Source organism: Kosakonia oryzendophytica (genome assembly GCF_900094925.1).
Lineage (GTDB): Bacteria > Pseudomonadota > Gammaproteobacteria > Enterobacterales > Enterobacteriaceae > Kosakonia > Kosakonia oryzendophytica.
The window spans coordinates 96,512-109,031 of the sequence record NZ_FMAY01000002.1; the positions used below are offsets into that span (position 1 = coordinate 96,512).

A 12,520-nucleotide genomic window follows, 5' to 3' on the forward strand; every position below is an offset into this window, starting at 1 on the left:
GCGCTTTAGTCGTTTTCCGGTCTTTGTCTTTCTCTCTATCCCGCTCTTCTGCAGGAGGGTTTCCCCCGACATCAGCACCCCTCGTCATGTTGGAGGTTCCGGGTTGTGCTGACACTTTTAGTCTAGGTCACCGTAGCAGAATTGCCACTTTTTTGAGCAATTTTTTTCAGGTTTTTTTCTTCGCTCTTTCATCCGCAACGATGCCGATTTTCTATAGTTAATTCATATGGATCCTCGGGAGAAAAACATGCTTACGGTGCATCATCTGAATCAGTCCCGCTCACAGCGCATTCTTTGGGCTTTAGAAGAACTGGGCGTGCCGTATCAAATTGTTCGCTACCAGCGTGAAAAAACGATGCTCGCGCCGGCATCACTTCGCCAGGTTCACCCGTTAGGCAAATCGCCTGTCATCGAAGATAACGGGTTGATCCTCGCGGAGTCGGGCGCAATCCTGGAGTATTTACAGGAAACCTACGACACAGCGCAGCGCTTTAAGCCGCAGGCGATGCAGCAAAAGCTGGATTACCGTTTCTGGTTGCACTATGCAGAAGGGTCGCTGATGCCGCTGTTACTCATGAAGCTGGTTTTCGCCAGTCTGGGTAAACCACCGGTACCCTTTGGTGTTCGTAGTATCGGCAAGCTGCTTTCGTATGGTGTTCAGAAAGCCTGGCTGAACCGCCAAATCACCACGCATGCGCGTTTTCTTGAAGAGGAACTGGCGCACCATAGCTGGTTTGCCGGTGAGCAACTGAGTATGGCAGACATGCAGATGAGCTTTCCGGTCTTCGCGTTGCTGTCGCGCGGTGGGGTGGATAACCTGCCTGCCTTGCGGGCGTGGAAAAAACGCATCGAAATGCGCCCTGCCTGGCAACGCGCTATCGTGCAGGGCGGTCCGTTCGATCTTCCCGGTGGTTAAAATGATCCGAAAATGTTGCAAAGTTGCGCATCGACGATAACGTTTGCGCATCGGTCGGTGACTTCTTAATCACCATAAGCGAAATTTAGCGAAAAGCGGCAAAGTTCAGTTGAAAAGCGGTATCTAAACGCTGGATAATCGTTTGCCTTTTTTCGACCAACCGTTGTATGCGCGGAGTTAAACGTTTGCTTTTTTGTGGCCCCCTTGCCACAACGCAGCACAGGGAGATGACGTTTAACCGGCAGTGGACTGTCCACCACGCATGCGAACGAACAATAAAATTCTCAGGGGATGTTTCCTATGTCTACGCCTTCTGCGCGTACCGGCGGTTCGCTTGACGCACTGTTTAAAATCTCTGCCCGCGGCAGTACTGTTCGTCAGGAAATCGTTGCTGGTTTAACCACCTTCCTGGCGATGGTCTACTCGGTCATCGTTGTTCCCGGCATGCTGGGTAAAGCGGGTTTCCCACCTGCGGCTGTATTTGTGGCCACTTGCCTGGTTGCAGGCATTGGCTCCATCGTGATGGGGCTGTGGGCGAACCTGCCGTTGGCTATCGGTTGCGCTATCTCTCTTACCGCGTTTACCGCGTTCAGTCTGGTGCTGGGTCAGCACATTAGCGTGCCGGTTGCGCTGGGTGCCGTGTTCCTGATGGGTGTGCTGTTTACCGTGATTTCCGCGACCGGGATTCGTAGCTGGATCCTGCGCAACCTGCCGCAGGGCGTTGCGCACGGAACCGGCATCGGTATCGGCCTGTTCCTGCTGCTTATCGCTGCAAACGGCGTAGGCCTGGTTATCAAAAACCCGCTGGATGGTCTGCCGGTTGCGCTGGGGCATTTCGCCAGTTTCCCGGTGATCATGTCGCTGATTGGCCTGGCGGTCATTATTGGTCTCGAAAAACTGAAAGTGCCGGGTGGCATTCTGCTGACTATTATCGGTGTGTCGATTGTGGGGCTGATTTTCGATCCGAACGTACACTTCTCCGGTATTTTCGCCATGCCTTCGCTGAGCGATGACAAGGGTAATTCCCTGATCGGTAGCCTGGATATTATGGGCGCGCTGAACCCGGTTGTGCTGCCAAGCGTGCTGGCGCTGGTGATGACCGCGGTGTTTGACGCCACCGGGACTATCCGTGCGGTAGCCGGGCAGGCAAATCTGCTGGATAAAGACGGTCAGATTATCGATGGTGGCAAAGCGCTGACCACCGACTCCCTGAGCAGCGTGTTCTCTGGTCTGGTTGGCGCAGCACCGGCAGCGGTATATATCGAATCTGCGGCCGGTACGGCGGCGGGCGGCAAAACCGGTCTGACAGCGATCACCGTTGGCGTACTGTTCCTGCTGATCCTCTTCCTCTCCCCGCTCTCTTACCTGGTGCCGGCGTATGCCACCGCACCGGCGCTGATGTATGTGGGTCTGCTGATGCTGAGCAACGTTGCGAAAATCGATTTTGCCGATTTCGTAGACGCCATGTCAGGCCTGATCACCGCCGTCTTCATCGTGCTGACCTGTAATATCGTTACCGGCATCATGATCGGTTTTGCCTCGCTGGTCATTGGCCGCGTGGTCTCCGGCGAGTGGCGTAAGCTGAACATCGGTACCGTGGTGATTGCGGTTGCGCTGGTTATATTCTATGCAGGCGGCTGGGCTATCTGATCGCGAAACGTGTTAACAATGGGCGACTCCGGTCGCCCATTTTTTTTGCCCACAGCCCGGTTTCTTTGCGTTAAGCTGGATGTTCTGGCATCAAGGTCTGAGGCCTTTATAACAACACATCGCAAACAGGGAACGCATGGAAATATTCTTTACCATTCTCATCATGACCCTTGTGGTTTCGCTTTCGGGTGTCGTCACCCGTGTTCTGCCGTTTCAAATCCCGCTACCGCTGATGCAAATCGCCATTGGCGCACTGCTGGCTTTTCCCACCTTTGGCCTGCATGTGGAGTTTGACCCGGAACTGTTCCTGGTACTGTTTATCCCGCCGCTGCTGTTCGCCGATGGCTGGAAAACCCCCACGCGTGAGTTTCTCGAACATGGTCGTGAAATCTTCGGTCTGGCGCTGGCGCTGGTACTGGTCACCGTGGTAGGTATCGGCTTCTTAATTTACTGGGTGGTGCCAGGGATCCCGCTGGTGCCTGCTTTTGCGCTGGCGGCGGTACTGTCGCCAACCGATGCGGTGGCGCTTTCCGGCATCGTCGGCGAAGGGCGCATTCCTAAGAAAATCATGGGGATTTTGCAGGGCGAGGCGTTAATGAATGACGCCTCTGGCCTGGTGTCACTGAAATTCGCCGTCGCCGTGGCGATGGGAACCATGGTCTTTACCGTGGGCGGCGCAACGGTTGAGTTTATGAAAGTGGCGATAGGCGGCTTGCTGGCGGGCTTTGTCGTAAGCTGGCTGTATGGCCGTTCGCTGCGCTTTCTCAGCCGCTGGGGCGGCGATGAGCCCGCGACGCAAATCGTCCTGCTATTTCTGCTACCGTTCGCCTCGTATCTGATTGCCGAGCATATCGGCGTTTCCGGCATCCTCGCGGCGGTGGCGGCCGGGATGACCATCACCCGTTCCGGCGTGATGCGTACCGCGCCGCTGGCGATGCGTCTGCGTGCAAACAGCACCTGGGCGATGCTGGAGTTCGTTTTTAACGGCATGGTGTTTCTGCTGTTGGGGCTGCAATTACCGGGTATCCTGGAGTCTTCTCTGGTGGCGGCGGAAGCCGACCCGAATGTTGAAACCTGGATGCTGTTCACCGATATCGTGCTGATTTACGCCGCGTTAATGCTGGTGCGTTTTGGCTGGTTGTGGACGATGAAAAGATTCAGCCGCCGTTTCCTTTCCAAAAAACCGATGGAGTTTGCCTCCTGGAGCGATCGCGAATTATTGATTGCCACCTTTGCCGGGGTGCGCGGGGCGATCACCCTTGCGGGTGTGCTCTCTATTCCGCTGTTGCTGCCCAGCGGCGATGTCTTCCCGGCGCGATATGAGCTGGTGTTCCTGGCCGCCGGGGTGATCCTGTTCTCGCTGTTTGTCGGTGTGATCGCGCTGCCGTCGCTGTTGCAGCATATTGAGGTGCGCGATCACGCGCAGCAGCATAAAGAGGAGCGGATGGCGCGGGCCGCCACGGCCGATGTGGCGATTGTGGCGATCCAGAAAATGGAGGAACGCCTGGCCGCGGATACCGAAGAGAATATCGATGATCAACTGCTGACTGAAGTCAGTTCGCGGGTGATTGGTAATCTGCGGCGACGTGCTGATGGGCGTAACAACGTGGAAAGCTCGCTACAGGAAGAGAACCTGGAGCGCCGTTTTCGCCTGGCGGCGCTACGCTCTGAACGCGCCGAGCTTTACCATTTGCGCGCTACCCGTCAGATCAGCAACGAGACGCTGCAAAAATTGCTGCACGATCTCGACCTGCTGGAAGCGTTGTTGCTGGAGCATAAGTAAAAAAACGTGCCGGATGGCGACGTTGCGCAGCCGACAAACTCAGACAGGTTTGTCGGTTTACTCCGCGTCACACCGTCCGGCGGTTAGAGCCAGAACCCTTTGCAGCACTCCAGCCACGCCTGAGCACTACGTGAAAGGTAAACCCCTTCGCGCCAAATCATCCCCAGTTGCCAGTGTAAATCGCTCTGTAACGGCAGCCAGCGCAGCGTCTGCTTATCTAACCGCTGGCATATCGGCTCCGGCAATATCGCAATACCCACACCGGCCTGCACCATGGCCGCAAGGAAATCCCACTGGCCGCTGCGCACCGCAATGCGCGGCTTCACGCCGTGCTGATTGAACAACTGCATTAACTGGCGGCTGAGGGCGAAATCTTCGTTATAAATCAGCAACGGGTGCTCTCCCAGCTCTTCCGGTGTGACCACCTCGCGTTCAACCCACTCTCCGGAGCGCGGCACCAGCACACACATTGGGTGGCTGAACAGCGGCAGCGTCGACAGACCGCTCTCTTCTTCTATTGGCAGCGCCGTCATGGCCAGATCCAGATCGCCGCTGACCACCGCTTGTTGCACCACCAAACCGCCAAATTCAGAGATTTTAAGCTCTACGCCAGGGTAGCGCTGGCGAAACAGGCTGATCGGTCCGGCCATCAACATACCGACCATCGGCGGAATGCCAAGGCGTAACACGCCTTTATTCAGATGGTTAATGTCATTGAGTTCGGCTTCCAGTTGACGAAATTCCGCCAGGATCGCCACGCCGCGCTCAAACACCACCCGCCCGGTATCGGTAAGCAGAAGTTTGCGGCCATCGCGGATGATCAGCGTGCAATCCAGTTCATCTTCCAGATTCTTCAGCATTTTGCTGATGGTTGGTTGGGTGACAAAAAGACGTTCCGCCGCGCGAGTGAAGCTTTGCTGGCGAACCACCTCCACAAAATAACGCAGCGTTCGGATGTCCATAACTATTCCTTTCAACTATGCCCGCGATGATTTTAATTCATTTCTGTCACGCCTGGCGGCTCTCTATACTGAGCGCCTGCATATTTCATGGGAAATCAATATGGACGTGGCGTTAAGACGTGTTACGCCTGCCCTTGTGCGTCGTCTTCAGGTCCCGGTTCAGGTCGTACTGTACGCCGGGCTGTTCATCGTTGCTGAATACCTTGTCCAGTGGTTGCATCTGCCGTTACCTGCCAACCTGGTGGGCATGCTGCTTATGCTGGGCTTAATCGTGTGCCGGGTGATCCCGCTGAATTGGGTACGGGAGGGGGCGCGCTGGCTACTGGCGGAAATGTTGCTGTTTTTTGTGCCTGCCGTGGTCGCAGTGGTGAATTATGCGCAATTGTTGATGGTGGACGGTTGGCGTATTTTTGCCGTCATTGGCCTGAGTACGTTACTGGTGCTTGGCGCGACGGCCTGGGTAGTGGATAAGGTCTATCGCTTTGAAGTGAGTAGGCTAAAAAATGAGTGAGTTCTCATTAAGCGTACTGTGCCTGTTATTGACGCTGGGGTGCTATTTTCTCAATAAGCGTATTTACCGGCGTTTCCACACCTTGCCCTTAATGCCGCTGGTCTGCACGCCTGTGCTGTTAGTGTTGCTGCTGGTGTTTGGGCATATCTCGTACCAAAGCTATATGGGCGAGTCGCACTGGCTGATATGGTTTCTGGGACCGGCGACCATCGCTTTTGCCGTCCCGGTGTATGAAAACCTGGCGATCATTCGCCGCCACTGGATGTCGCTGTCCGCGGGGGTGATCACCGCTACCGTGGTGGCGGTCACCAGTTCGGTCTGGCTGGCGCGCTTATTCACATTGCCGGATGCGATCCAGCGTAGCCTGGCGGTCCGTTCGGTTACCACGCCGTTTGCGCTTGCCGCCGCGAAACCCCTTGGCGGGCAGCCTGATTTGGTGGCGCTGTTCGTTGTGGTGACGGGCGTGTTCGGCATGGCGGTGGGCGATATGCTGTTTCTGCGCTTGTCGATCCGCGAAGGGATGGCAAAAGGTGCAGGCTTTGGCGCGGCTTCCCACGGTGCGGGCACGGCGCGATCGTATGAGTTGGGGCCGCAGGAAGGCGTCGTTGCCAGCCTGGTGATGATGCTCTCTGGTGTGGTGATGGTGCTGAGTGCTCCGCTGGTGGCATGGGTGATGTTTTAACGCCCCGCCAGCGCTGACGGGGGGCAGGGGTTACTGTTTTTTCAGGCGGGCGACCAGTTCAAACTCGTTAAAATTAACCGGGCGCTGTTGCTGCATGGCGATATTCCCGGCGATGCCGGTCAGGATCGACATGGCACCCGCGCGGTGATCGGCGGCGCGTTTTAAGGGATCATGACCCGGTTCGCCAAACAGGTCCGCCAGCATGGCATTATCGCCGCCGCCATGTCCCCCCTCGCCGAGGATAAAGTCTGCTTTCCACGGTGCGGCGAACATCGGGAAGACGGTAATGTCACAGGATTCAAGGCTGCCCTCATTGGCGCGCTCGCCTCCGGCGTTAACGTAAGATTTTTCGACGATTTTCATCTCCAGCCGCCCCTGACTGCCGTTAAAAACCACGTTGAGCCCTTCCCACGGCAGGTAAGTGTTCAGTGAATAGCTCAACTGGCACTGGTTCTGGTATTTCACCAGTACCGACAGCGTATCTTCAATGGTGATGCCATCGCTGAAGACGCTCTGATCGCGCCAGTAGTGGTCTTCATGCTCCGCATCCAGGTACAGCGCTTTCAGTTGTGGATTCTCATCCATGTGCAGGGCAAAGGGATCGTTTTTCGCAGCAGCATAACCATGGGCGCGTGGGTAAAAGTGGCTGATGCCGCGTTTTTCCGCGTTCTCTTTACCGTAAAAGCGCAGCCCGCCTTCGGCATAAACCCGAAGGGGATAGCTGTCGAGCCAGAAGTTCATCAAATCAAAATGATGGGTCGATTTGTGCACCAGCAATCCGCCGCTGTTGCGTTTTTCCCGATGCCAGCGGCGAAAATAGTCCGCGCCATGTTCGGTATTCAGCAGCCACTCGAAATGCACCGAGTAGACCTCGCCGATGGTGTTGTTCATCAGCAACTCGCGCACTTTGCTGTGGTGCGGCGCATAGCGATAGTTAAACGCCACGCGCACGGTATGCCCGGTCTGTTCAATGGCATCCAGAATGCGTAGTGCGCGCTGTTCATCAATGGTCATCGGCTTTTCGGTGATCACATCGCAGCCGGCATGCAGCGCCCGCACGATATAGTCATCATGGGTACGGTCCAGGGTGGTGACGATAATGATGTCCGGCCGGGTTTCCGCAATCATCGTTTCAAACTGCGCGGCTTTCCAGGTAGAAACCGGTGCAGCGCCTTCGTTTTTTAACAGCTGATTGGCGTACTCCATCCGTGTCTGGTTGCTGTCGCAAAACGCTACCATGCGGGCATTCTCTTTCCACTGACCACCAATGGCGGAGATATATAATCCGGCGCGTCCGCCTGTACCTACCAGCGCATATTTTTTCATCGCATCCTCGCAAGTCATAAATGAATTAACGTGTTGATGTATTAAAAACGATGTTTCAGGTTGGATTTTTTACTGTAGCGCGATGGCGGAAGAGGGGTACTGGCAGGTGGGGAAAATGTGATCCCCGGCCATTACTGGCCGGGGTAGAGCATTAATGTGCGCGGCCTTGTTCGATACCAATACCGGTCTGCGAACGGATAAACTGCGCGCGGAACAGTTCGCGCTCGCGGTTACCCTCTTCGGAGTTATCGGTGATGGAGAAGATCCAGATGCCGATAAACGCAATCGCAATGGAGAACAGCGCCGGGTACTCATACGGGAAGACAGCGGTAGCATGACCGAGGATCTTCACCCAGATAGTTGGGCCAAGCACCATCAGGATCACGGCGGTTAACAGGCCAAGCCAGCCGCCAACCATTGCGCCACGAGTGGTCAGTTTCGACCAGTACATGGAAAGCAGAATGATCGGGAAGTTGCAACTGGCGGCAATCGAGAAGGCCAGTCCGACCATAAAGGCGATGTTCTGGTTTTCAAACAGGATACCCAGCAGGATAGCCACCACGCCAAGCACCAGCACGGTGATTTTCGAGACCTTCAGTTCCTGACGCTCCGTTGCACCTTTACGGAATACGTTGGCGTAGAGATCGTGAGAAACCGCAGATGCACCCGCCAGCGTCAGCCCGGCCACCACCGCAAGAATGGTGGCGAAGGCGACAGCGGAGATAAAACCGAGGAACAGGCTGCCACCGACCGCATTAGCCAGATGCACTGCCGCCATATTGTTGCCGCCAATCAGCGCGCCCGCCGCATCTTTAAACGCCGGGTTCGCGCCCACCAGCATGATGGCGCCAAAGCCGATGATAAAGGTCAGGATATAGAAGTACCCCATAAACCCGGTGGCGTAGAAGACGCTCTTACGGGCTTCACGCGCGTCGCTGACGGTGAAGAAACGCATCAGGATATGCGGTAAACCCGCAGTGCCGAACATCAGCCCCAGCCCGAGAGAGAGGGCCGAGACAGGATCTTTAACCAGCCCGCCAGGACTCATGATCGCGCTGCCTTTCGGGTGCACGGACATGGCTTCGCTAAACAGGTTATTAAAACTAAAGCCCACATGCTTCATCACCATAAAGGCCATAAAGCTGGCACCGAACAGCAGCAATACCGCTTTGATGATTTGTACCCAGGTGGTAGCCAGCATGCCGCCGAACAGCACATACATCACCATCAGCACACCCACCAGTACGACCGCAACGTGGTAGTTCAGGCCGAACAGCAGTTCAATCAATTTACCGGCGCCGACCATCTGCGCAATAAGATAGAGCGCCACCACCACCAGCGAACCGCAGGCGGAGAGTGAGCGGATCGGACCTTGTTTAAGACGATACGAGGCAACATCGGCAAAGGTATAGCGCCCGAGGTTACGCAAGCGTTCGGCAATCAGGAACAGGATGATCGGCCAGCCGACAAGAAAGCCGAGCGAGTAGATCAGACCGTCGTAACCGGAGGTGTAAACCAGTGCGGAGATCCCAAGAAAAGAGGCCGCCGACATGTAGTCACCGGCAATGGCCAGCCCGTTTTGCAGGCCAGTGATATTGCCGCCAGCGGTGTAGTAGTCGCTACGTGTGCGGGTGCGTTTAGACGCCCAGTAGGTGATGCACAGTGTTAACGCCACAAACACCACAAACATGATGATCGCCTGCCAGTTGGTGGGCTGGCGTTGTACTGCACCGGTAATGGCATCGGCGGCGTTGGCTGTGAAAGGCAGTGTGGCGGCAAGCGCCGTCAGGACTCTCTTCATGATGCTTTTACCTCGTTCATCACCGCTTTTGTCAGACGATCAAACTCACCGTTTGCCCGCCAGACGTACACGCCGGTCAGCACAAACGAAATCAGGATCACACCAATGCCAATCGGAATACCACGCGTTACGCTGGTGCCTTCATGCAGCGGCGTACCGAGCCACTGTGGCGCAAAGGCAATCAACACGATAAAGCCGACATAAATAATCAGCATGATGATGGAAAGGATGAAGGCAAACCGTTGCCGTTTTTCCACTAACTCCCTGAAATGCGCACTGTTTTCAATCTGTTGATAAATATTATTCATCACAGAATTCTCCAGAGGTAAGGTCGAGGCGTTTTTTTGTACCCTCCCCCGAAGGGGAGGGCTGTAGGGGAATTACGATGGCATGGTGATTGCCTGCTTCTCTTCGAGCAGTTTCTCCACGACACCCGGATCGGCGAGCGTCGAGGTATCACCCAGATTACTGGTATCGCCTGCGGCAATTTTGCGCAGAATACGGCGCATAATTTTGCCGGAGCGGGTTTTCGGCAGCGAGTCGGTCCAGTGCAGGACATCCGGCGTTGCCAGTGGGCCAATCTCTTTACGCACCCAGTTGCGCACTTCGGTGTACAGCTCTGGCGAAGGCTCTTCGCCATGATTTAAGGTGACATAGGCGTAAATGGCCTGGCCTTTGATGTTGTGCGGAATGCCCACCACGGCGGCTTCGGCGATTTTCGGGTGCGACACTAAGGCCGACTCAATTTCCGCCGTGCCCAGACGGTGACCGGAGACGTTGAGCACGTCATCCACGCGTCCGGTGATCCAGTAGTAGCCATCTTCATCACGACGGGCACCGTCGCCACTGAAGTAGCGGTTCTTAAAGGTCGAGAAATAGGTTTGTTCAAAGCGTTCGTGATCGCCAAACAGGGTACGGGCCTGGCCCGGCCATGAATCGGTGATCACCAGGTTGCCTTCTGTTGCGCCATCCAGCGTGTTGCCTTCGTTATCGACCAGCGCAGGCTGAACGCCGAAGAACGGGCGGGTGGCGGAACCGGCTTTCAGTTGGGTTGCGCCCGGCAGCGGGGTGATCATAAAGCCGCCGGTTTCGGTCTGCCACCAGGTATCCATGACCGGGCATTTGCCATTGCCGATTTTGGACCAGTACCACTCCCAGGCTTCCGGGTTAATGGGCTCGCCCACGGAGCCTAAAATACGCAGTGACGAACGGTCGGTGCCTTCAATCGCTTTATCGCCTTCAGCCATCAGTGCACGGATCGCCGTTGGCGCGGTATAAAGAATGTTCACCTTATGTTTGTCGACCACCTGGCTCATTCGTGCCGGGGTCGGCCAGTTTGGCACCCCTTCAAACATCAGCGTAATTGCGCCGCAGGCCAGCGGACCGTACAACAGGTAGCTATGACCGGTGACCCAACCGACATCGGCGGTGCACCAGTAAACATCGCCCTGGTGGTAGTCGAAGACATATTTAAAAGTTGATGAGGCATACACCAGATAACCGCCGGTCGTATGCAGAACCCCTTTCGGTTTGCCGGTCGAGCCTGATGTATAGAGGATAAACAGGGGATCTTCTGCGCCGACGGCGACAGCCTGATGTTGGTCGCTGGCGTTAGCGGTCAGATCGTGCCACCACAGGTCGCGGCCTTCATGCCACTCCGTGTTGCCACCGGTACGTTTCAACACCACCACATGTTCAACGCTATTCACGTGCGGGTTTTTCAGCGCGTCGTCGACGTTTTTCTTCAGCGGGATAGTACGTCCGGCACGGACGCCCTCATCGGCGGTGATTACCAGACGTGAACTGGAGTCGATAATGCGCCCGGCAACGGCTTCCGGCGAGAAACCGCCGAAAATAACCGAATGCACAGCGCCAATGCGTGCGCAGGCGAGCATAGCGACGGCGGCTTCCGGCACCATGGGCATATAAATCGCCACCACATCGCCTTTTTTAATGCCGAGATCGACCAGCACGTTAGCAAAACGGCATACGTCGCGGTGCAACTCGCGATAGGTAAGGGTTTTGCTCTGGCTTGCGTCATCCCCTTCCCAAATAATCGCTGCCTGGTCGCCGCGTTCAGCGAGGTGTCGGTCCAGGCAATTGGCGGCAAGGTTTAGCGTGCCGTCTTCATACCATTTGATGGAAACATTGCCAGGGGCGAAGGAGGTGTTTTTCACCTTCGTATAAGGCGTGATCCAGTCGAGGATCTTGCCTTGTTCGCCCCAGAAAGCGTCAGGGTCTGTTACGGATTGCTGATATTTGGCCTCATACTGCTCCGGATTAATCAGGCAACGTTCCGCAATATTTGCGGGAATATCGTGTTTATGTATTTGGCTCATGGCATTTGCTCTCCTTGTAGGATGTTAATAATATGTCACGTAAAAGTTAATTGAAGAGCCCTTACCCGTTTTGTTTATTATTTGCGCGACAGATCACGCATTAATTGTATGGTATGAAAAAGCAGCAAAATAAATGCACTAGCGTGCATTGGAAGCAAAAAAAAGCGGCGCGGGGATAAAATAGATTCATAACAGCAGGTTATGAAAAGTGACAATTCGATTACCCTGGTAGGGTGGCCTGGCGGTATGTGAAGATAAGTCTCTGAAAATTTATCGCCTGATAGATAGGGTGTTTATTATTTTTTGTGTCAACTATTCACTTTTCTACTGAACAATCGCAGGCACGCTTCCCGCAATAAATTGTCAGCACGGCATTTTTCCTGCCTAAAAAATACGCAAATGAACAAATACGCGCTAATAATTTCCAAACGTAAATATTGGAATTGGGCTGGCTAAAAAGTTTTTTATAACAAAAACTTATTTAACGTAACTAAAATAAAAGACGGTTTTTAGATAAAAATTCAGTCAAACCCCCTCCCGGTATAGGGTT

General features: G+C 55.0%; 10 protein-coding genes. 5 read left to right on the forward strand and 5 right to left on the reverse strand.

Annotation, left to right across the window (positions count from 1 at the left end):
* Positions 1 to 247: 247 nt before the first annotated feature.
* The 3 genes from GA0061071_RS03620 (at position 248) to GA0061071_RS03635 (ending at position 4,349) form a co-directional block, all read left to right on the forward strand.
* Positions 248 to 916: a glutathione S-transferase family protein gene (locus tag GA0061071_RS03620; protein WP_061498712.1), complete on the forward strand. Its 669-nt coding sequence runs from the start codon at positions 248 to 250 to the stop codon at positions 914 to 916.
* 300 nt (positions 917 to 1,216) lie between these two features.
* Positions 1,217 to 2,566: a guanine/hypoxanthine transporter GhxP gene (gene ghxP, locus GA0061071_RS03630; RefSeq protein ID WP_061498709.1), complete on the forward strand. Its 1,350-nt coding sequence runs from the start codon at positions 1,217 to 1,219 to the stop codon at positions 2,564 to 2,566.
* A gap of 136 nt (positions 2,567 to 2,702) precedes the next feature.
* The gene (locus GA0061071_RS03635; protein ID WP_061498704.1) at positions 2,703 to 4,349 is read left to right on the forward strand and encodes a Na+/H+ antiporter; all 1,647 of its coding nucleotides are present in this window, start codon (positions 2,703 to 2,705) and stop codon (positions 4,347 to 4,349) included.
* Between the two features lie 83 nt (positions 4,350 to 4,432).
* Here GA0061071_RS03635 and GA0061071_RS03640 read toward each other — a convergent pair whose 3' ends face one another.
* The gene (locus tag GA0061071_RS03640; protein WP_061498701.1) at positions 4,433 to 5,311 is read right to left on the reverse strand and encodes a LysR family transcriptional regulator; all 879 of its coding nucleotides are present in this window, start codon (positions 5,309 to 5,311) and stop codon (positions 4,433 to 4,435) included.
* Positions 5,312 to 5,411: 100 nt separating this feature from the next.
* On the opposite strand from GA0061071_RS03640, the gene GA0061071_RS03645 reads away from it, so the two are divergent.
* Complete coding sequence (locus tag GA0061071_RS03645) at positions 5,412 to 5,822, forward strand: CidA/LrgA family protein (RefSeq protein WP_061500235.1); 411 nt, start codon at positions 5,412 to 5,414, stop codon at positions 5,820 to 5,822.
* Entirely contained in the window at positions 5,815 to 6,504 is a 690-nt protein-coding gene (locus tag GA0061071_RS03650) for an LrgB family protein (RefSeq protein ID WP_061498698.1), read from the forward strand. Before GA0061071_RS03645 ends, GA0061071_RS03650 begins: the two co-directional genes overlap by 8 nt.
* A 30-nt stretch (positions 6,505 to 6,534) precedes the next feature.
* Here the strand turns inward: GA0061071_RS03650 and GA0061071_RS03655 are convergent, their stop codons facing one another.
* The 4 genes from GA0061071_RS03655 to acs form a co-directional block, all read right to left on the reverse strand.
* On the reverse strand, positions 6,535 to 7,830 hold the full coding sequence (locus tag GA0061071_RS03655; RefSeq protein WP_061498695.1) for a Gfo/Idh/MocA family protein: 1,296 nt from the start codon (positions 7,828 to 7,830) through the stop codon (positions 6,535 to 6,537).
* Positions 7,831 to 7,981: 151 nt separating this feature from the next.
* Complete coding sequence (actP, locus tag GA0061071_RS03660) at positions 7,982 to 9,631, reverse strand: cation/acetate symporter ActP (RefSeq protein WP_061498693.1); 1,650 nt, start codon at positions 9,629 to 9,631, stop codon at positions 7,982 to 7,984.
* Positions 9,628 to 9,939 (reverse strand): DUF485 domain-containing protein, encoded by a 312-nt coding sequence (locus tag GA0061071_RS03665; RefSeq protein WP_061498690.1) that lies wholly within the window; start codon positions 9,937 to 9,939, stop codon positions 9,628 to 9,630. The genes actP and GA0061071_RS03665 overlap by 4 nt, the downstream gene beginning before the upstream one ends.
* Positions 9,940 to 10,011: 72 nt before the next feature.
* On the reverse strand, positions 10,012 to 11,970 hold the full coding sequence (gene acs / locus GA0061071_RS03670; protein WP_088237242.1) for an acetate--CoA ligase: 1,959 nt from the start codon (positions 11,968 to 11,970) through the stop codon (positions 10,012 to 10,014).
* Between the last annotated feature and the right edge of the window lie 550 nt (positions 11,971 to 12,520).